The following is a 20341-nucleotide window of genomic DNA, read 5'->3' as shown; positions in this document are numbered from 1 at the left end:
CATCATGAAAAATTCCGCCACACTGCCGCGCCAAGGCGGCATCCTGCGTCCCGCGCTGGTCGTCTTCGCCGCGCTGTCGCTGGTGACCGGCCTGGCCTATCCCTTCCTGACCACGGGCATCGCCGCCGCCGTCTTCCCGCACGAGGCCGCCGGCTCGCTGATCAAGCAAGGCGACCGCGTCGTCGGCTCCGAACTGATCGGCCAGTCGTTCAGTTCGCCTGCCTACTTCTGGGGCCGCCCGTCGGCCACCGCGCCCATGCCGTACAACGGCGCCGGCTCCGGCGGTTCGAACCTGGGGCCGCGCAATCCGGCGCTGGCCGATGCCATCCAGGCGCGCATCGCTGCCCTGAAGGCGGCCGATCCGGACAACCCGGTCCCGGTGCCGGTGGACCTGGTCACCGCATCAGGCAGCGGCCTGGATCCGCACATCAGCCCGGCCGCCGCTGCCTACCAGGCGGCGCGCGTGGCGCGCGCCCGCGACCTGCCGCGCGCGCAGGTCGACGCGCTGATCCAGGCCCATACCGAGAAGCCCTGGCTGGGCGTGCTGGGCGACCCCGCGGTCAACGTGCTGACGCTGAACCTGGCGCTGGACCAATTGCGTCCAGCCCGCTAATGCCGCGGCGTATAGTATTGCCAGCCGTTCCCTCACACCTACTGCGCGTTCATGGCTGATATCGCTGGCGAGCGTCCCGACCCCGACGCGCTCTTGAAGACCCTGGACGACGCCGCGCGCCAGGCGGTGCGCGGCAAGCTGCGCGTCTACTTCGGGTCGTCGGCAGGCGTGGGCAAGACCTACGCCATGCTGGAGGCGGCGCGCGCGCAGGCCGCCCAGGGCGCCAACGTGCTGGCCGGCATCGTCGAGACCCACGGCCGGCGCGAAACCGCCACGCTGCTGGAAGGCCTGCCTGTCCTGCCGCTCAAGGACGTGCCGTACCGCGGCCACGTGCTGAAGGAATTTGATTTGGACGGCGCACTGGCCCGCCATCCCGACCTGGTGCTGGTGGACGAGCTGGCGCATTCGAACGCGCCAGGCTCGCGCCATGCCAAGCGCTGGCAGGACATCCAGGAACTCCTGACGGCGGGCATCGACGTCTGGACCACGCTGAACGTGCAGCACCTGGACAGCCTGAACGAAGCCGTGGGCAGCATCACCGGCGTGCGCGTCTGGGAAACCGTGCCGGACGAGGCCTTCGATGCGGCCGACGAAGTCATTCTGGTGGACCTGTCGGCCGACGAGCTGCTGCGCCGACTGAAGGAAGGCAAGGTCTATCTGCCGGAACAGGCCCGCCACGCCACCCGCAATTTCTTTCGCAAGGGCAACCTGATAGCGCTGCGCGAGCTGGCGCTGCGCCGCACCGCCGACCACGTCGACGACGACGTCCAGGCCTACCGCCGCGACCGCGCCATCGAACCCGTGTGGCGTACGCGCGAAGCCGTGGTCGCGTGTATCGGTCCGGACGTGGACGCCGAGTACGTCATCCGCAGCGCACACCGCCTGAGCCAGCAGCTGGAATGCGATCTGCACGTGGTCACCATCGACACACCGCGCGCGGCCCCGCCGCCCCAGGCCGAACAGGAGCGCATCCAGCGCAGCCTGGCCCTGGCGGATGCATTGGGCGCGCGCAGCGAAGTCCTGGCCGGCGGCGACATGGTCGACGCCGTGGTGCGCTATGTGCGCCGCCACAACATCACCAAGGCCATCATCGGCCGCACCCGCGCCAGCGGCCTGCAGCGCCTGCGCCTGTCGCTGTCCGCGCTGCTGACCGCGGCCATCTCGCCGGGCTGGCTGTGGCGCCGCCACAGCTTTGCCGACATGCTGGCCGCGGGCTGCCCCGAAATCGACATCATCCGCCTGGGCGCGCCGCCGCTGCCGGCCGCATCCGCGCCGGGGCGCGATCCGCTCACGCTGGGACAACGTACGCGCCAGGCCGCCGACGAGCGCAATCCGCGGCCGCTGGCGGGCTACGCCTGGGCGCTGTGCTATTGCGCCGCGGCCACCGCGCTGTCCATGCTGGCCTTCCCGGCGCTGCACCAGACCAACATCGTCATGCTGTTCCTGCTGGCGGTGGTGGCCGTTGCGCTGCGCCACGGACGCGGACCGGCGGCGCTGGCCTCGGTCATCAGCGTAGGGCTGTTCGATTTCTTCTTCGTGCAACCGCTGGCGTCCTTCGCCGTATCGGACGTGCAGTATCTGCTGACCTTCGGCGTGCTGCTGTCGGTGGGCCTGCTGATCGGCCAGTTGACGGCCGGCCTGCGCTTGCAGGCGCAGGCTTCGGTCAAGCGCGAAGCCGATGCGCGCAGCCTCTACGAATTCGCGCGCGAATTGTCGTCCGCGCTGCTGCCCGAGCAGATCGTCACCCTGGCGGGCGCCTTCGTGCATGCCACCTTCGGTTCGCGCTGCGCGCTATACATCCTGGGCATGGACGACCGCCTGAAGCTGGCGTCTCCCGCCGCGGACGACATGCCGCCGCTGGAATCCGCGCTGGCCCAATGGGTCTACGACCACGGACAGCCGGCCGGCGCAGGCACCTCCACCCTGTCCAACAGCGAACTGCTGTATCTGCCGCTGAAGGCGCCGATGCGCACCCGCGGCGTGCTGGCCCTGGCCGCTCCGCGCCGCAGCCTGTTCCTGAATCCAGACTCGCGCCGCCAGATCGAGGCCTACGCCACCCTGATCGCCATCGCGCTGGAACGCCTGCACTACGTGGAAGTGGCGCAGCAGGCGCTGGTCAGCATGGAATCCGAAAAGCTGCGCAACTCGCTGCTGGCGGCCGTGTCGCACGATCTGCGCACCCCGCTGACCAGCCTGGTCGGCATGACGGACACGCTGATGCGCCAGCAGGCGACGCTGCCGCCCGACATCCACGACACCGTCCGCGCCATGCGCGACCAGGCCCAGCGCATGCACGCGCTGGTGGTCAATCTGCTGGACATGGCGCGGCTGCAGAACCGCGACACGCCGCTGCGCCTGGAATGGCAATCCATCGAAGAACTGGTCGGCGCTTCGCTTGCCGCCATGCGCGAACCGCTGGCCGCGCACCGCGTCACCGTGGACAGCCTGTCGCATCTGCCGCTGGTGGAATGCGACGGCGTACTGATCGAACGCGTGCTCTGCAATCTGCTGGAGAACGCGGCCAAGTACACGCCTGCCGGCAGCGCCCTGCGTCTGCATGCGGACGTACACGAGGGCGAACTGCGCGTGGCGGTCAGCGACAACGGCCCGGGCGTGCCGCCGGGCGATGAGCGCCGCATCTTCGAAAAATTCACGCGCGGCGACCGCGAGTCCGCCACCCCGGGCGTCGGCCTGGGCCTGGCCGTGTGCGAGGCCATCATCGCCGCCCACCATGGGAAAATCTGGGTCGAACACGCGCCGGGCCAGGAATCCGGCGCCCAGTTCGTCTTTACGCTGCCCCTGGGCGCGCCGCCTCCGATCCAATCCGAAACCCCTTGAACGCCGCAACGCATGTTCGATTACCAGCCTACCGTCCTGATCATTGAAGACGACGCCAACATCCGGCGCTTCGTGCGCCAGGCCCTGGAAAGCGAGGGCTGCGTCGTCCACGAAGCCGAAACCGTCAAGCGCGGCCTGATCGAAGCCGGCACCCGGCAGCCCGACGCGGTGGTGCTGGACCTGGGCCTGCCCGACGAAGACGGCATGATCCTGATCCGAGAACTGCGCGGCTGGACCGAGGTGCCGGTACTGGTGCTGTCCGCCCGCAGCGCCGAGGCCGACAAGGTCGCCGCGCTGGACGCCGGGGCCGATGACTACCTCACCAAGCCGTTCGGCGTCAGTGAACTGCTGGCGCGCCTGCGCGTGCTGCTGCGGCGGCACGCAAGAGGCGGCGCGGGCAATGCTTCCGAGATCAGCTTCGGCGACGTGCGCGTGGACTTCGCCAAACGCGTGGTGGAGCGCAGCGGCCAGCACGTGCACCTGACTGCGATGGAATACCGCCTGCTGGCGGCGCTGCTGGCGCATCGCGGCAAGGTCATGACGCACCGCGAACTGCTGCGCGAGGTGTGGGGTCCGTCGCACGTGGAAAGCAACCACTACCTGCGCATCTACATGGGCCATCTGCGCCAGAAGCTGGAAGCGGATCCCGCCCAGCCGGTTTACCTGCTCACCGAGATCGGCGTGGGCTACCGCTTCGCCGGCTGAGGCGCGCGTCCCGGGCGCGCATTGACGCCGCGTTTACGCGCAGCCTGCAAGTCTTGTCTCGGCCTTTACGCGCTTGCTCCTATTGTTGCGGTCCCATCCAACAGTAGGAGCAATTCCATGCCCCGCCACACCTTGGCCGCGCTCGCGCTGCTGACCCTGGCCGCCTCGCAAGCCGGCAACGCACTGGCCGCCGACGCGCCCGCCGAAGCGGCGTCTTCCGCGTCCGACCTCACATTGACGGCCAACGTCACCCTGGCCAGCCAATACCGCTATCGCGGCCTGATGCAAAGCAATAACAAGCCGGCCATCCAGGGCGGATTCGACCTGGCCCACTCCAGCGGCTTTTACCTGGGCAACTGGAACTCCAGCATCAGCTGGCTCGACGACAGCAACAGCGACGTGTCCGCGCCCGTGGAAATGGACTTCTACGGCGGCTACAAGGGCAATCTCGCGCAGGACGTGCCCGTCGACCTGGGCGTCCTGCAGTACTACTACCCTGGCGACTATCCGTCCGGCTACACCAGTCCCGACACCACCGAGCTGTATGCCGGCATCGGCTATGGACCTCTGATGTTCAAGTACTCCCTCTCCCTGACCAACCTGTTCGGCTTCGCCGACAGCAAGCACAGCCAGTACTTCGACCTGTCCGGCAACTTCGATACGGGCGTCTGGGGCCTGACCGTCAACGCGCACGTCGGCCGGCAACTGGTGCGCAACGTCGACAACGGCAACTACACGGACTGGAAGCTGGGGCTGACGAAGGACTTCGGCCGGGGCCTGTCGGTCTCGCTGGCCTATCTGGACACCAACGCGGACCGCGCCGTCTACACCAATACGCGCGGCCGCGACATGGGCCGCGCAACGGGCTTGCTGTCGCTGACCAAGACGTTCTGAGCGCCCCGGACGTTGACGCGTTTTTTACGCGCTGCGTCCGCTTTTATCGGCAGGATTTACGGCGCGCTTCCTATAGTGGAACCGTCATTAACCAACCGGATCCCCGGAACGCCGCAAGCGGCGCCTCCGGTCCCGCTACCCGCCATGATCCCCCGACTTCAAGCCTGCCTCGCCCCCATGTCCGACATCCTGCCCGCGCAGCGTACGCACGCCCGCGTCGAACGAGTCGCGCTGACCATCAGGATAGACACGCTGGACGCACTGAACGTGCGGCTGGCGCTGCATCGCGCATTGGGCGAACGCATCGGCGTCTACGTGCTGTCGGTGGATCACGTCCATGCGCAAAGCGTGCTGCAACTGCAGTGCGAACGCGGACAGCTGGATGCGCTGATGCACGCGGTGATGTCGGGCCTGCCCCGCGCCGAGTTCGGTCCGGTGCTTCCCGCATACGCGATGACGGGGCAGTAAGCCATGGACACGCCACGCAAGACCGCGTTTGAAGGCATCTGGCTGCCCATGGTCACGCCGATGCGCGGCGGCTATGTGGACCTGGACGCCGCGCAGGCGCTGGCCCGCTATTACCGCAACGCAGGTATCGCCGGCCTGGTGCTGTTTGGCTCCACCGGCGAGGGCAATCTGCTGAGCGTGCCGGAAAAGGTCGACATGATAGAAGCCATATCGAGCGATCCGCACGCGCTGCCGCTGGTGTTCGGCGCGGGCGGCGTGGACACGCGCGGCGTCGCAACCGCCATCCGGCGCCTCGACAAGTACCAGCCGGCCGGCTACCTGGTGCCGCCGCCTTACTACCTGGGCCCTTCGCAGGCCGGCATCCTTTGGCACTACCGCCAGATTGCCTGGGCCACGCAGCGGCCCATCATCCTGTACAACATCCCCAAGCGCACCGGCGTCACCATGACGGTCGAAACCATGGAAGCGCTGGCCGCGCTGCCCAACTTCAGCGCCATCAAGGAATGCAATCCTGCGGTACTGGCGGCCTTGAACCGGCGCGGCACGCTGACGCCGCTATGCGGGGAAGATATGGCCCTGCTGGACCACTTCCTGGCCGGCGGCCTCGGCGCCATCCCGGCCGCCGCGCATGTCTATCCCGAGCGCTATGTCGAGGTCATGCAGCTGGCCCGCGACGGCCACGCGGACGCCGCGCGCGAACTCTTCGAGCCCCTGCGCGGCCTGATCCGCCTGCTGTTTACCGAACCCAACCCTGCTCCGATCAAGCGCGCCCTCTCGATGCAGGGCCTGATCACCGATGAGCTGCGCATGCCCATGACCAGCGCCAGCCGAGAGCTTGGGCAGCGCCTGCAGCGGGCCATGAACGTGGTGCAGGGCTCGCCTAGGCGGCTGCAGACAGCCTGAAGACGGACACCGCATTCGCCAGCTCGGCCGCCTGATCGCGCAGCGCGCCAGCCGATGCGGCGAACTCTTCCACCAGCGCGGCGTTCTGCTGCGTCACGCCGTCCAGATGCGTCACGGCCTGATTGATCTGTTCGATGCCCACGCTCTGCTCGGCCGAGGCCGTGGCAATCTCCCCCATCAGCGGCGCGCTGGTGGCGGCGGACTCCAGCACGTTGCCCATCGTCGCGCTGGCCTGCTCGACGCGCTGGCTGCCACGAGCCACCGAATCCGCCGACGCTTCGATCAGCGTCTTGATCTCCTTGGCGGCGGTGGCCGAGCGCTGAGCCAGCGCGCGCACCTCGCCCGCCACCACGGCAAAGCCCCGGCCCTGTTCTCCGGCCCGCGCCGCTTCCACCGCGGCGTTCAGCGCCAGGATGTTGGTCTGGAACGCGATCTCGTCTATCAGCCGGATGATCTCGTCGATGCGCTGCGAGCTATGCGAAATCTCGCGCATGGCGTCGATGGCGTGCTGCGTTTCATCGCTACCCTGCCTGGCCAGTTGCGCTGCCTGACCGGCCAGCGCGCTGACCTCACGCACATGTTGCGCGCTCTGCTGCGCGGTCGCGGTGATCTGCTCCACGCTGGCGGCGGTCTGCTCCAGCGCGGCGGCCTGCTTCTCGGTGCGGTCCGACAGGTCCATGCTGCCCGCCGCGATCTGCCGCGAGGCCGCGGCAATGGAAGCCGTGGAATGCACGATGCTGCGCACCGCCCCGTCCAGGCGTTGCTGCATCCGCGCCAGGGCGTCGAACAGGCGGCCGATCTCGCCGCGCTGATTGCGCGGCACGCTGCCCGACAAGTCGCCATTGGCCACGCGCTCGCACACCACCACCGCCTGGTCCAGCGGACCGAGGATATGCGTGCGGAAAAAGCGCAGCGCCGCCGCCAATAGCAACACCAGAAGGCCCAGCGTCACACCGCCTTGCCGCCACAAAGTGCCGTAGAACGCCTGATCGACGTCATCCACGTACAGGCCCGTGAACAACAGCCAGCCCCAATCCGCGTCGTAGGTGGCATAGCTGATCTTGGGCAGCGCCTGATCCGTTCCCGGCCGCGGGAACTGGTAGCGCGTATAGCCGCCGCCCTCCTTGCCTTGGGCATAGAGGTTTTCGAAGATCGGCTGCCCGGCGCTGTCCTTGACGGCCCGGACGTTGGTGCCGACCAGCTTGGGATCGGGATGCACCAGCAGGTCGTAGCCGTCGCCGAAGGCGCCCACATAGCCGTCCTCGCCATAACGCAGTTGCGCCAATCGGCGCGCCACATTGCGCTTGGCCTCGTCCAGGGGCATGCCCTCGCGCACGCTTTGCTTGCCATTGCGCACGATGCCGGACGCCAGATCGAGGACGTGGCGCAGCTCGCTCCTGCGCTCGGCCACCATCTCGGCGCGGCGCTCCCAGGCGCCCAGGGCCAGCACGACAGCGCCGACCGCGAACACAAACCACAGCAGTTCCCTGCGCAAGCTGGAATTCTTCATAGTCCTCTCATCCTTCTTCACCCGCCCAATGAAACCAATCAAGGCAGAATGTGACGGTTTATGTATGCATTCCGTCAGAATAAGGGACAGCACCAGGGTTTTCACCAAGACTGCAGAGGGCGTTTGATTTAACGCAAGGCCCATAAAAAAAACGCAAGGCGCGCTTGCCTTGCGTTTTTTCATGGAGGCGGCTTTTGAGCCGCACTGCCGATTACATGTTTTCGATCATCACCTGGCCAAAGCCCGAGCACGACACCTGGGTCGCGCCTTCCAGCAGACGCGCGAAGTCGTACGTGACCTTCTTGGACAGGATGGATTTTTCCATGCTGGAGATGATCAGGTCCGCGGCTTCGGTCCAGCCCATGTGGCGCAGCATCATTTCGGCCGACAGAATTTCGGAACCGGGGTTCACGTAGTCCTTGCCTGCGTACTTCGGCGCAGTGCCGTGGGTAGCTTCGAACATGGCCACCGAATCAGACAGGTTGGCGCCCGGGGCGATGCCGATGCCGCCCACTTGCGCGGCCAGCGCGTCCGAGATGTAGTCGCCGTTCAGGTTCAGGGTGGCGATCACGTCGTATTCGGCCGGGCGCAGCAGGATCTGCTGCAGGAACGCGTCAGCAATCACGTCCTTGACGATGACCTCGCGGCCCGTCTTCGGATTCTTGAACTTGCACCACGGGCCGCCGTCGATCAGCGTCGCGCCGAATTCCTTCTGCAGCAGCGCGTAGCCCCAATCGCGGAAGCCGCCTTCCGTGAACTTCATGATGTTGCCCTTGTGCACCAGGGTCAGCGACGTACGGTCATTGTCGATGACGTACTGCGCGGCCTTGCGCACCAGGCGCTCGGTGCCTTCGCGCGACACCGGCTTGATGCCGATGGACGAAGTGTTCGGGAAACGGATCTTCTTCACGCCGAGCTTGGTCTGCAGGAACTGGATCAGCTCCTTGGCCTGCTCGCTTTCGGCCATGTATTCGATGCCGGCGTAGATGTCTTCCGAGTTCTCGCGGAAGATCACCATGTTGGTCTTTTCGGGTTCGCGCACCGGCGAGGGCACGCCCTTGAAGTACGCCACCGGGCGCAGGCAGACGTACAGGTCCAGCTGCTGGCGCAGGGCCACGTTCAGCGAACGGATGCCGCCGCCCACCGGCGTGGTCAGCGGGCCCTTGATCGACACCACGTAGTCCTTGACGACGTCCAGGGTCTCGTCGGGCAGCCACACGTCGGGGCCGTAGACCTTGGTGGCCTTCTCGCCGGCATAGACTTCCATCCAGTGGATCTTGCGCTTGCCGCCATAGGCCTTCTGCACCGCCGCGTCGACGACCTTGATCATCACCGGGGTGATGTCGGCGCCCGTGCCGTCGCCCTCGATGTAGGGGACGATGGGCTGATCGGGCACATTCAGCGAGAAATCAGCGTTGACCGTGATCTTCTGGCCGCCAGCGGGAACCTTGATATGTTGGTAGGACATGAATGCTCCATTTGCTCCGAGTGGTTTTTCTGCACGCGCCGGCATCGGGAAGCGTCCGTTCCGGCGGGGAAGATCGCCCACGGGAACCGCGCACTGGATGGCCGATAGCAACCAATTCTATATCGCAAAGGGGCCAGCGGGCCTGACGGCCCGCGCGCGGCGGTAAAATAATGCATCACCAGCCCGCTTTTCAGCCCCATCAGATGTTCAATCCCTCACGCGACCAAGTCCGCGAATTCTTCATCGAAACCTGGCGCAAGCATCGCGCCTCCGAAGTGCTGACGCCGCTCGAGGCCATCGCGCTGGACTGGATCATCGAACATCCCGAATACCACGGCGACCTGGAAAACCCCGAGGCCATGACGGCCGAATACTCGGTGGAAAAGGGGCGCACCAATCCCTTTCTGCACCTGTCCATGCATCTGGCCATTGCAGAGCAGCTGTCCATCGACCATCCGCCGGGAATCCGGCAGGCCTACCAGCAGCTGGTGTCGCGCGGCGACGCGCACCAGGCCGCGCATGAAATCATGGAATGCCTGGGGCAGGTGGTGTGGGAAGCGCAGCGCCTGGGCACGCCGCTGGACAGCGACACCTATATCGACCTGATCCGCCAGCGCGCGAGCCGCTGAGCACCGCCCCCACGCTGCGCCTTCGGCTTGCTGCCCCCCGAGGGGGCTTTTTTTCCTTGGGACGGCCCGGCGGAAAAAGAAAAGCCCCCACGCTGCGCCTTCGGCTTGCTGCCCCCCGAGGGGGCTTTTTTTCCTTGGGACGGCCCGGCGGAAAAAGAAAAGCCCCCACGCTGCGCCTTCGGCTTGCTGCCCCCCGAGGGGGCTATTTTTCCTTGGGACGGCCCGGCGGAAAAAGAAAAGCCCTCGACCGAGGGCTTTCTTGTTTGCGGAACGGATCCGGACGGCTTACCTGCGCACGCCCAGGTCGCTCGGCTGCGCCGACAGCCATGCCGCCACGTTGGAGATGTCCTGGTCGGACAGCTGGGTCGCGAAAGCGCCCATGATGGGGTTCTTGCGCACGTTGGCCGTGGCCGCGCTGCCGGACGCGCCGCGCTTGTAGGCCTTCAGGGCGTGAACCAGGTAGTCCGCGTGCTGGCCAGCCAGCGTCGGATAGGCCGGATCCACGGCCGTCTTGGCGTCGGCGCCGTGGCAGGAAGCGCAGTTGAATTTGTCGAAGACGGCCTTGCCGGCCGCCAGGTCCTGCGCCTGGGCGGCAACGCCCGTCATGGCCAGGGTCGCGCCCGCAAGGGCAAGCATGTAGCGATTCATGTGTTTGCCCCCTTACTTGAGATTCGAGTAGTACGCGGCCAGATCGGCGATGTCCTGGTCGGACAGGCTGCCGGCAATGGCGTCCATCGTGGGATGGCTGCGCGCGCCTTTCTTGTACTCGTTGAGGGCGGTTTCGATGTACTTGGCGTTCTGCCCAGCGATCATCGGCACGTGGTACAGCTCGGGAAACGTTGCCTTGTAGCCTTCGATGCCGTGGCAACCGATGCACATGGAAACCTTGTCGCGGGCGTTCTGGACATTACCGACCACTGCTGCGTCTGCAGCAACAGACTGGCCGGCGATCGCACAGGATGCCATCGCGGCCAACACGGATACCGTGTACTTCAGAGAGGTTCGCAACTTCATTGGAATGGCTCTTCTTGGTATGGCTAAGGACTAGGGCCTGCTCACACGAAAAGGCCCTCGGCAAACACGTTGCGGGTCGAACCCAAAGCAAAACCGCCTGATTGTACGATAATTGCTCAGGATTAATACCTTTACCATGGTATTGATCACCGTCAAATCTCAGAAGCCATCAGACCATGTCCGCAGCCCAGTCCGCTACTTCCGCCTCGCCAGACCGCTTCGACGGGACCGACAACTATGTCGCCACCGATGACCTGAAACTCGCCGTCAATGCCGCCCTCACCTTGCAGCGTCCGCTGCTGATCAAGGGCGAACCCGGCACCGGCAAGACCATGCTGGCCGAGGAAGTGGCGCGTGCGCTGGGACGGCCGCTGTTGCAGTGGCACATCAAGTCGACCACCAAGGCCCATCAGGGCCTGTATGAATACGACGCGGTGTCGCGCCTGCGCGACTCGCAGCTGGGCGACGAAAAGGTCCGCGACATTCGCAACTACATCGTGCAGGGCACGCTGTGGCAGGCCTTCCAGTCGCCTGAGCCGGTGGTGCTGCTGATCGACGAGATCGACAAGGCCGACATCGAATTCCCCAACGATCTGCTGCGCGAACTGGACCGCATGGAATTCCACGTGTACGAAACGCGCGAAACCATCTCCGCGCGGCACCGTCCGCTGGTCATCATCACGTCCAACAACGAAAAGGACCTGCCCGACGCTTTCCTGCGCCGCTGCTTCTTCCACTACATCCGTTTCCCCGACCGCGAAACCATGCGCGACATCGTGGCCGTGCACTACCCGCACCTGAAGCAGGACGTGCTGCGCGCGGCGCTGGACACCTTCTTCGCGCTGCGCGACGCGCCGGGCCTGAAGAAAAAGCCGTCCACCTCCGAACTGCTGGATTGGTTGCGCCTGTTGCTGGCCGAGGGTTCGACCGCCGCCGAGATCGACGCGCACACGGCCACGGCCGTACCGCTGATGGCCGGCGCGCTGCTCAAGAACGAGCAGGACGTGCACCTGCTGGAACGCCTGGCGGCCATGACGCGCGGCGGCCAGCGCCGCTGATCCGCCAGCAACGATCCGCCAGCAACTACCGGCAGCCCGCAAATGCTGATCGACTTCTTCTATCACCTCCGGGCGCATAAGCTGCCCGTCTCGGTCAAGGAATACCTGACCCTGGTGGACGCCCTGCGCCAGGATCTCATGGCGCCCACGCTGGACGAGTTCTACTTCCTGGCGCGCGCCACGCTGGTCAAGGACGAGGCGCTCTACGACCGCTACGACAAGGCTTTCGGCGCCTACTACAAGGGCATCGCGGCCGCCCTGCCCCCAGGCAAGGAAATCCCGCTGGACTGGCTCATCAAGCAGTTCGAAAAAAGCCTGAGCCCGGAAGAAAAAGCCGCAATCGAAAAGCACGGCTGGGACAAGCTGATGGAGCTCTTCAAGGAGCGCCTGGAAGAGCAGAAGGAACGCCACGCCGGCGGCAGCAAATGGATCGGCACCGGCGGCACCTCGCCTTTCGGCAATGGCGGCTACCACCCCGAAGGCATACGCGTGGGCGGCGACTCTGCCGGCAACCGCAGCGCGGTCAAGGTCTGGGACATGCGCCAGTTCAAGGACTACGACGATCAGGTCGAGCTGGGCACGCGCAACTTCAAGGTGGCGCTGCGCCGCCTGCGGCGCTTCGCAAGGCAAGGCGCCGAAATGGAACTGGACCTGGACGACACCATCGCCAGCACCGCGCGCAATGCCGGCCATCTGGACCTGCGCATGGTCCCCGAACGCCACAACACCGTGAAGGTGCTGATGCTGCTGGACGTGGGCGGCAGCATGGACGACCACATCGGACGCGTCGAGGAATTGTTCTCGGCGGCGCGCAGCGAATTCCGCAACCTGGAGGTCTACTACTTCCACAACTGCCCGTACGAAAGCCTGTGGCAAAGCAACCGCCGGCGCCAGAACGAACGCTTCGACACCTGGGACGTGCTGCGCAAGTACAACCCGGATTGGCGCCTGATCATCGTCGGCGACGCCACCATGAGCCCCTACGAAATCCTGCAGCCGGGCGGCTCCGTCGAGCACTACAACAAGGAGCCCGGCGCCGAATGGATGCGCCGCCTGCTGGACGCCTGGCCCAAATCGGTCTGGCTCAATCCCGAGCCCACCGCGTCCTGGCAATACCGCCAGTCCATCGCGCTGATGCGCGACATCATGCAGGGCCGCATGTACCCGGTGACGGTCGCCGGCCTGGAACAGGCCATGCGTGTGCTATCGAAGTAGGACTGCCGGTCACCCGTCGACCGGCTTTTCAGGCGTATCCAGCGTCAGCTGATAGAACGCCAGATCCAGCCAGCGTCCGAACTTGAAGCCTGCCTCGCGGATGGTGCCTGCATGCGTGAAGCCCAGCTTCTCGTGCAGGCGGATGCTGCCCTGGTTGCTCGCGTCGATGCCGCCGACCAGCACGTGCACCTGATTGGCGCGCGCCCGCTGGATCAGCTCGCGCATCAGCGCCTCGCCCAAGCCCAGTCCGCGAAAACGTCCGTCCACGTACACGGAATGCTCCACCGAGTACTTGAAGGCCGGCCAGGCGCGGAAGGTGCCGTAGCTGGCGAAGGCCATCAGTTCGCCGTCGGCATTCTCGTACCCAAGCACCGGAAAACCGCCCTGCTGCTTGGTCTGGAACCAGCCCAGCATCGCCTCGCGCGGCCGCGGCTTGTAGTCGTACAGCGCGGTGGAATTGACGATGGCGTCGTTGAATATGGCCAGTATCTGGTCGGCATGGCGCTCATGCGTGCAATCGACCAGGGTTGCGCCATCCGGCGCGCGGGTTTCGGCGTGCGTAGTCATGGCGCAAATTGTAGCGACCCGCAAGGCCTTGCGGCGATTCGGCTTTCGGCCGCTACAGGCAAAAAAAACCGGCGGAGCCGCCGGTTCAATTGGATCTTGCCGCTTCTGGCCACTCTCAGGCGGCGCGGCTCTCAGCAGATCGGGCGGCGGGCGGCTCGCCACGCAAGCCAGGGCAGTTGCGCCATGCAAGCTCATCCGCATCCATGTCCAGGTCGAACAGATCGTTGGCGGCGGGCCAGGGATGGCTGCGCGCCGCCGCGCCTTCCATTTCCAGCACGTGCCCGGCGAAGCCCCGTGGCGAGCCGCCGCACTCCGCGAAATATCGTTGTGTGCTCAAGTCCACCACATAGGTGGTCATGTCATGGGTCAATATGGCCACGAATTGGCCGTCATCACTGGCATAGGCGTACTGAAACTGTCCTTTGATCCCGTCGCCGCTCAATGGGCTGCCGGTCAATTGGGACAAGGCACGCGTGACGATCTCGGTCAGCATGGGTCGTTCCTCCGGTAAGTGCGCCGGCACAATGCCGGCGGCGAAGGCGCGAACGACAAGCACCGGCGCCGGGCAGAAAACGGCGTCTGGCGTTGGACGGGAAACCTGTGGGCGGGCTGTCGCGCATCCCGTCTGCAACTGGGTACTGCGTCTTGAAAAGCTTACACCCGCGGGCCGGGACAGCTCAAATCAGCCCCGTCATTTCGTCATATTGCGCCGCAACATCACAGCCGGACGCCCCTCCTGGACCCTTATGCCGCCGCAACTGGCACGGCTGCTTCACCTGTGTCACCAATTTGCCGCAATCGCCACTCCTCACGCCCAATGCGGTACAGCACGTGTCGACACAGCGGATGCCCCTGTGGAACGGCGGGATGGTCGAAACCTTCCGGATCCTCCCTCATGCCCAAGCGGTCCATCACCGCGCGCGAACGCTGGTTGCCCGTGGCCGTGAAGGCCACGATCTCATCCAGTCCTACCTGCTCGAACCCCGCGCGCAAGGCCGCCTCGGCGGCTTCGCTGGCGTAGCCCTTGCCCCAGTGCCGCTGCGCCAGGCGCCAGCCTATCTCCACGCCTGGCGCGAACGGCAGGGTGGGCGCCAGCGGCTTGATGCCGACAAAACCGATGAAGGGCGCCACGCCTGGCGCCTCCACGGCCCAGAAGCCCCAGCCGTGCTCGTCGATGCCGGCTGCCAGCCGGTCGGCAAGCGCATCGCTTTCCTGTGCATTCAGCGGCAGCAGGTACTCGGCGACGCGGGGGTCCTGGTTCAGCGCCGCGAAAGGTTCACGGTCGGCGGCGCGCCATTGGCGCAGCACCAGGCGTGGCGTTTCGACTTCCAGGGATAGAGACATGACGGACTTCCTTGCTTGCGGTCCCGGGCCGCGCGCCGCGGACAACGCCGCGCCGCGCCCCTGAACCATTGCCAACGTATACACTCCAACGGATTCTGCCATGCCAAAGGAATTGTCTGCCATGCGCCTGTCCCTGTCGAAGCTGCCGCGCCCGCTGAGCGTGCTGCTGTTTTCCTCCTTCCTGGCCTTTCAGGCCGGCGCCGCCAGCCTGCCGGCGGGCGTCTCGGAGGCCGCCTCGATCGAAGGCATCACCGAATACCGCCTGGCCAACGGCCTGAGGGTGCTGCTGGTTCCCGATGAATCCAAGCCGTCCACCACCGTCAACATGACCTACCTGGTGGGCTCGCGCAACGAGAACTACGGCCAGACAGGCATGGCTCACCTGCTGGAGCACATGCTGTTCAAGGGCACCTCGACCACCCGCAACGCCATGGGCGAGTTCTCGCGCCGCGGCTTGCAGGCCAATGGTTCGACCTCCAGCGACCGCACCAACTACTTCGCCAGCTTCGCCGCCAACCCCGACACGCTCAAGTGGTACCTGGGCTGGCAGGCCGACGCCATGGTCAATTCCCTGATCGCCAAGGAAGACCTGGACTCGGAAATGACCGTAGTCCGCAACGAAATGGAAAGCGGCGAAAACAGCCCCTTCCGCATCCTGATGCAGAAGATGCAGGCCGCGGCCTTCCAGTGGCACAGCTACGGCAAGAACACCATCGGCGCCCGTTCCGACGTCGAGAACGTGGACATCGGCCAGTTGCGCGCCTTCTATCACGAGTACTACCAGCCCGATAACGCCGTGCTGATCGTGGCGGGCAAGTTCGACCCGCAGGCGACCCTGGCCGACATCGAGGAAACGCTGGGCAAGCTGCCCAAGCCCGAACGCAAGCTCCCGCCCGAATACACGGTGGAACCCGTGCAGGATGGTGAACGTTCCGTAACCCTGCGCCGCACGGGCGGCACGCCGCTGGTCGCGGCCATGTACCACATTCCTGCCGCCGGCAGCGCCGACTTCGTGCCGCTGGACCTGGCCGCCACCATCCTGGCCGACACGCCCTCCGGCCGTCTCTACCATGCCTTGGTCCCGACCAAGCTGGCCTCGGGCGTGTTCGGCTTCACCATGGAAAACCTGGATCCGGGCCTGGCGATGTTCGCCGCCCAGTTGACGCCGGGCAAGAGCCTGGACGCCGCCATGAAGGCGCTGACCGGCACGCTGGAGACCCTGGACAAGAAGCCCTTCACACAGCAGGAGCTGGACCGCGCCCGCAGCAAATGGCTGACTGCCTGGGAACAGACCTATAGCGATCCCGAACAGGTCGGCGTGGCGCTGTCCGAGGCCATCGCCGCCGGCGACTGGCGCCTGTTCTTCCTGCAGCGCGACCGCGCCCGCAAGGCCACGCTGACCGAAGTGCAGCGCGCCGCGACCACCTACCTGGTCCAAAGCAACAGCATCGAAGGCCGCTACATCCCCACCGAGAAGCCCGTGCGCGCGCCGCAAGAACAACGGGTGGACCTGACGGCCGTCTTCAAGGACTACAAGGGCGATCCGGACTTCAAGGCCGCATCGGCCTTCGACCCCACGCCCGAGAACATCGACAAGCTGACGCAGCGCAAGAAGCTGGATCTGCCCAACGGCTCCGTGCAGTTGGCGCTGCTGCCCAAGGCCACGCGCGGCAACCGGGTGCAGGCGCAGATGCTGATCCAGTTCGGCAACGAAAAAGACCTGCTCGGCCAACGCGTGAATTCCAGCGCCGTGGCCGACCTGCTGACCCGCGGCACGGCCAAGCTGTCGCGCCAGGACATCCAGGACCGCCTGGACAAGCTGCAGGCCGAACTCGGCTTCAGCGGCGGCGGCACCACGCTCAAGATCGCCATGTCGACCAAGGGCGAAAACCTGCCCGAACTCACCGCGCTGGCGTTGGACATCGTCCGCAACGCCAACTTCCCCAAGGAGCAACTGGAGGAATATCAGCGCCAGCTCGAAACCTCGATCCAGAACGCCATGACCGAACCGTCGGCACTGGCCGGACGCGCGCTGGCCCGCCAGGACAATCCGTGGCCCGCCAATGACCTGCGCTACGTGCCGACCTTCGAGGAATCGCTGGCCGGCGTGCGCGCCCTGAACCGCGACGCCCTGGTCAAGTTCCATTCCAAGTTCTACGGCGCCGGCAACATCGAGTACTCGGCGGTGGGCGATTTCGAGCCCGCAGCCGTGGAAAAGGCGCTCAAGACCGGTTTGGCCGGCTGGAAAAAGGCTCCTGGCTACACGCGCGTGCCCAATCCGTACCGCGACATTCCCGCCAAGCAGTTCGACATCGACACGCCCGACAAGGCCAATGCGTTCTACATTTCGCGCATGCCGCTGAAGCTGCAGGACACGGACGCGGACTACGCCGCGCTGTACCTGGCCAACTACCTGTTCGGCGCCTCCGAAACCTCGCGCCTGTGGAACCGCGTACGCGAAACCGACGGCCTCTCGTACAACGTGCGCAGCTCGTTGTCGGTCTCGTCGTTCGAGCCCTCCGCCAGCTGGACCATGTACGCCATCTACGCGCCGCAAAACCGCGAGCGCCTGGAAAAGGCCATCGGCGAAGAACTGGCGCGCGTGCTGAAGGACGGCTTCACGGACAAGGAAATCTCGGACGGCATCACGGCCCTGCTGAACTACCGCAATCTGGCCCGCGCCCAGGACGACGTCCTGGCCAGCACCTGGCTGGATTACATGCAGCGCGGCCGCACCTTCGCCTGGTCGGCCGACATGGACAAGAAGATCTCCGCGCTGACGGCCGATTCGGTCAATGCGGCTTTGCGCAAGTATCTGCGCGCGGACGGTTTCAGCACCGCGGTTGCCGGCGACTTCAAGAAGAAGCCGGCGCCCTGACCAGGCCCGCCTCGCTCAAGCCCCGCTGCGGCGGGGCTTTTTTTGGCTTTCCGGCGCTGGTCAGCTCACCAAAATTCACCAGAACGCCCCCCGACTATGCCAAAAATGGATGAAATCATAAAAGCGAACGTGATTACTCGATTATTTGGAAAGATGTTTTCAAGGAATACGGGTTTATCCCAGGTGGGATAACGAGCACAATTCAGTCATCGGGAACACACAACGAACCACGACGGAGGGCCGCCGGATTCGGTCCCCAACCAAGACGAATTGGAGGTCTACCATGAAAACCCTAACCACCACCCTGCTGCTATCCCTGGCCCTGGTTGGCGTTGGCGCCCAAGCCGCCGGCGTTGAACAAGCCAAGAGCAGCGCCCAGGTCGCCACTGAACTGCAGCAAGCCAAGATCAGCGGCCAGTACACCTTCGGCGAGCTGGACTATCCGCCCGCCCTGCCCCAGACCACCAGCCTGAGCTCGCAGGAAGTGCAAGCCCAGCTGCAACAAGCCAAGGTCAGCGGCCAGTACACCTTCGGTGAACTGGAATACCCGGCGGCTGTATCCGCCCCCGCCAGCGCCAAGACCAGCGCTGAAGTCCAGCAGGAACTGGCGCAAGCCAAGGCCAGCGGCCAATACACGTTCGGCGAACTCGAGTACCCGCCGATCACCCGGTGAGCTGCTTGCTGTGGCCCGGCCGGCCTCGGACGGCATCATGGTTTGAGGCCGGTTTTTATCGGCGACAGCGGCGGTCGAAGTAGCAGTAGAAGTAGAAGTAGCAGTAGCAGTAGCTGTGAAAGTAGCAGTAGAAGCTGAAGTTGAAGTTGAAGTTGAAGTTGAAGTTGAAGTTGAAGTTGCAGTCGATACAGCAGTTGCAGTACTCGCAGTAGCAGTAGCACTGGACCGCGGCGCAAGCCGCGGTCTTTTCATATGCGCGCTGCCCCCGCCCCCACGCCCTCGCCGGGCAAAAAAAAGCCGCGATCATGATCGCGGCTTTTTGCATGCCTCAGCCAATTCAGCTGAAGAATTCCTTCACCCGGTCGGTCCAGGACTTGCTTTGCGGCGAATGGCGGTCGCCGCCATCGTTCAGCGAAGCCTCGAACTGGCGCAGGATGTTCTTCTGGTCGTCGCTCAGGCGCACGGGCGTTTCCACCACTACATGGCAGTACAGATCGCCCGGGTAGCTGCCGCGCACGCCGCGGATGCCCTTGCCGCGCAAGCGGAAGGTCTTGCCCGACTGCGTGCCTTCGGGGATCGAGATTTCGGCCTTGCCGCCCAGCGTCGGTACCTGAAGCTCGCCGCCCAGCGCCGCCGACGTGAACGGAATGGTCAGTTCGCAATGCAGGTCGTCGCCGTCGCGCTGGAAGATCTTGTGCTGCTTGATGTGGATTTCCACATACAGATCGCCCGGAGGACCGCCGTTGATGCCCGGTTCGCCGTTGCCGCTGGAGCGGATGCGCATGCCGTCATCGATGCCGGCCGGAATCTTGACCTGCAGCGTCTTGTTGCGGCGGATGCGGCCCACGCCGTCGCAGGCGGGGCAGGGATCGGTGATTTCCTTGCCGTTGCCGTGGCAGGTCGGGCAGGTCTGCTGCACGCTGAAGAAACCCTGCTGCATGCGCACGGCGCCCGAGCCGCCGCAGGTGCGGCAGGTCTTGGGCGAGGTACCGGCCTTGGCGCCGGACCCGTGGCAGGTGTCGCAGTTTTCCCAGCTGGGCACGCGGATCTCGGTGTCGAAACCGGCCGCGGCCTGCTCCAGCGTGATTTCCAGCGCGTACTTCAGGTCGGCGCCGCGGTAAACCTGCGGGCCGCCGCCACGGCGGCCACCGCCGCCGCCGCCGAAGATTTCGCCGAAGATGTCGCCGAACGCATCGGCGAAACCGCCGCCCATGCCGCCGCCCATGCCGGCGGAGTTGGGGTCCACGCCCGCGTGGCCGTAGCGGTCGTAGGCGGCGCGCTTCTGATCGTCACCCAGGACCTCGTAGGCTTCCTTGGCTTCCTTGAACTTCTCTTCGGCTTCTTTGCTGTCCGGATTGCGGTCCGGATGGTACTTCATGGCCAGCTTTCGATAGGCCTTCTTGAGGTCGTCGTCCGAGGCGTTCTTCGCTACGCCCAAGACTTCGTAATAGTCACGTTTTGCCATGATCCGTGGGCTCGAAAACGAGCCTTCTTTTCAGTGCTACAGAATGAGTACGCCCGGTAGGCGGATTTCTCCGGCTACCGGGCGGCAGAGGCAGGTCAG

At 65.3% G+C, this 20341-nt stretch carries 19 protein-coding genes; 11 read left to right on the top strand and 8 right to left on the bottom strand.

Going from position 1 to position 20341, the window contains the following annotated elements; all coding sequences use genetic code 11:
• Positions 1-4: 4 nt before the first annotated feature.
• The 6 genes from kdpC (at position 5) to IB258_RS09895 (ending at position 6421) form a co-directional block, all read left to right on the top strand.
• Positions 5-613, top strand: coding sequence for a potassium-transporting ATPase subunit KdpC (gene kdpC / locus IB258_RS09920; RefSeq protein ID WP_119450772.1), 609 nt, complete (start codon positions 5-7; stop codon positions 611-613).
• A 51-nt stretch (positions 614-664) separates the two neighbouring features.
• Positions 665-3451, top strand: a complete 2787-nt coding sequence (locus tag IB258_RS09915; protein WP_192352527.1) for a sensor histidine kinase KdpD — start codon at positions 665-667, stop codon at positions 3449-3451.
• A 12-nt stretch (positions 3452-3463) separates the two neighbouring features.
• Positions 3464-4156, top strand: a complete 693-nt coding sequence (kdpE, locus tag IB258_RS09910; RefSeq protein ID WP_054450072.1) for a two-component system response regulator KdpE — start codon at positions 3464-3466, stop codon at positions 4154-4156.
• A gap of 117 nt (positions 4157-4273) precedes the next feature.
• Positions 4274-5050 (top strand): TorF family putative porin, encoded by a 777-nt coding sequence (locus tag IB258_RS09905; protein WP_192352526.1) that lies wholly within the window; start codon positions 4274-4276, stop codon positions 5048-5050.
• Between the two features lie 177 nt (positions 5051-5227).
• Positions 5228-5518 carry a hypothetical protein gene (locus IB258_RS09900; RefSeq protein WP_054450069.1) on the top strand — a complete coding sequence of 97 codons (291 nt, stop codon included), beginning with the start codon at positions 5228-5230 and terminating at the stop codon, positions 5516-5518.
• Positions 5519-5521: 3 nt separating this feature from the next.
• On the top strand, positions 5522-6421 hold the full coding sequence (locus IB258_RS09895; protein ID WP_192352525.1) for a 4-hydroxy-tetrahydrodipicolinate synthase: 900 nt from the start codon (positions 5522-5524) through the stop codon (positions 6419-6421).
• On the opposite strand, the gene IB258_RS09890 is transcribed toward IB258_RS09895, so the two are convergent.
• Both IB258_RS09890 and icd read right to left on the bottom strand, forming a co-directional pair.
• Complete coding sequence (locus IB258_RS09890; protein ID WP_192352524.1) at positions 6399-7931, bottom strand: methyl-accepting chemotaxis protein; 1533 nt, start codon at positions 7929-7931, stop codon at positions 6399-6401. The two genes, IB258_RS09895 and IB258_RS09890, sit on opposite strands and share 23 nt — an antisense overlap.
• 211 nt (positions 7932-8142) lie before the next feature.
• Complete coding sequence (icd, locus tag IB258_RS09885) at positions 8143-9399, bottom strand: NADP-dependent isocitrate dehydrogenase (protein WP_054450062.1); 1257 nt, start codon at positions 9397-9399, stop codon at positions 8143-8145.
• Positions 9400-9602: 203 nt separating this feature from the next.
• On the opposite strand from icd, the gene IB258_RS09880 reads away from it, so the two are divergent.
• Complete coding sequence (locus tag IB258_RS09880; protein WP_054450061.1) at positions 9603-10028, top strand: DUF1841 family protein; 426 nt, start codon at positions 9603-9605, stop codon at positions 10026-10028.
• Positions 10029-10313: 285 nt separating this feature from the next.
• Here the strand turns inward: IB258_RS09880 and IB258_RS09875 are convergent, their stop codons facing one another.
• Both IB258_RS09875 and IB258_RS09870 read right to left on the bottom strand, forming a co-directional pair.
• Positions 10314-10676 (bottom strand): cytochrome c, encoded by a 363-nt coding sequence (locus IB258_RS09875; RefSeq protein WP_054450058.1) that lies wholly within the window; start codon positions 10674-10676, stop codon positions 10314-10316.
• A 12-nt stretch (positions 10677-10688) separates the two neighbouring features.
• A complete protein-coding gene (locus IB258_RS09870) occupies positions 10689-11042 on the bottom strand; it encodes a cytochrome c (protein ID WP_013391872.1) in 354 nt (117 codons plus the stop codon).
• Between the two features lie 176 nt (positions 11043-11218).
• On the opposite strand from IB258_RS09870, the gene IB258_RS09865 reads away from it, so the two are divergent.
• Positions 11219-12100 (top strand): MoxR family ATPase, encoded by an 882-nt coding sequence (locus IB258_RS09865; protein WP_042796600.1) that lies wholly within the window; start codon positions 11219-11221, stop codon positions 12098-12100.
• A gap of 42 nt (positions 12101-12142) precedes the next feature.
• Entirely contained in the window at positions 12143-13315 is a 1173-nt protein-coding gene (locus IB258_RS09860; protein WP_054450056.1) for a VWA domain-containing protein, read from the top strand.
• 9 nt (positions 13316-13324) lie between these two features.
• On the opposite strand, the gene IB258_RS09855 is transcribed toward IB258_RS09860, so the two are convergent.
• From IB258_RS09855 to IB258_RS09845, 3 genes are all read right to left on the bottom strand, one after another.
• The gene (locus tag IB258_RS09855) at positions 13325-13882 is read right to left on the bottom strand and encodes a GNAT family N-acetyltransferase (protein WP_119450767.1); all 558 of its coding nucleotides are present in this window, start codon (positions 13880-13882) and stop codon (positions 13325-13327) included.
• A gap of 115 nt (positions 13883-13997) precedes the next feature.
• Complete coding sequence (locus IB258_RS09850; RefSeq protein ID WP_054450052.1) at positions 13998-14375, bottom strand: hypothetical protein; 378 nt, start codon at positions 14373-14375, stop codon at positions 13998-14000.
• 251 nt (positions 14376-14626) lie between these two features.
• Positions 14627-15226, bottom strand: a complete 600-nt coding sequence (locus IB258_RS09845; RefSeq protein WP_175181148.1) for a GNAT family N-acetyltransferase — start codon at positions 15224-15226, stop codon at positions 14627-14629.
• A 121-nt stretch (positions 15227-15347) separates the two neighbouring features.
• On the opposite strand from IB258_RS09845, the gene IB258_RS09840 reads away from it, so the two are divergent.
• On the top strand, positions 15348-18104 hold the full coding sequence (locus IB258_RS09840; protein WP_192352642.1) for a pitrilysin family protein: 2757 nt from the start codon (positions 15348-15350) through the stop codon (positions 18102-18104).
• A gap of 283 nt (positions 18105-18387) precedes the next feature.
• Positions 18388-18777 (top strand): DUF4148 domain-containing protein, encoded by a 390-nt coding sequence (locus tag IB258_RS09835; protein WP_119450764.1) that lies wholly within the window; start codon positions 18388-18390, stop codon positions 18775-18777.
• 337 nt (positions 18778-19114) lie between these two features.
• Here the strand turns inward: IB258_RS09835 and dnaJ are convergent, their stop codons facing one another.
• On the bottom strand, positions 19115-20242 hold the full coding sequence (dnaJ, locus tag IB258_RS09830; protein ID WP_059373782.1) for a molecular chaperone DnaJ: 1128 nt from the start codon (positions 20240-20242) through the stop codon (positions 19115-19117).
• Positions 20243-20341 lie beyond the last annotated feature (99 nt).

The sequence above is a fragment of the Achromobacter sp. ACM02 genome (assembly GCF_014851605.1).
GTDB lineage: Bacteria > Pseudomonadota > Gammaproteobacteria > Burkholderiales > Burkholderiaceae_B > Achromobacter > Achromobacter aegrifaciens.
This window is presented reverse-complemented; position numbering and strand designations above follow the sequence as displayed.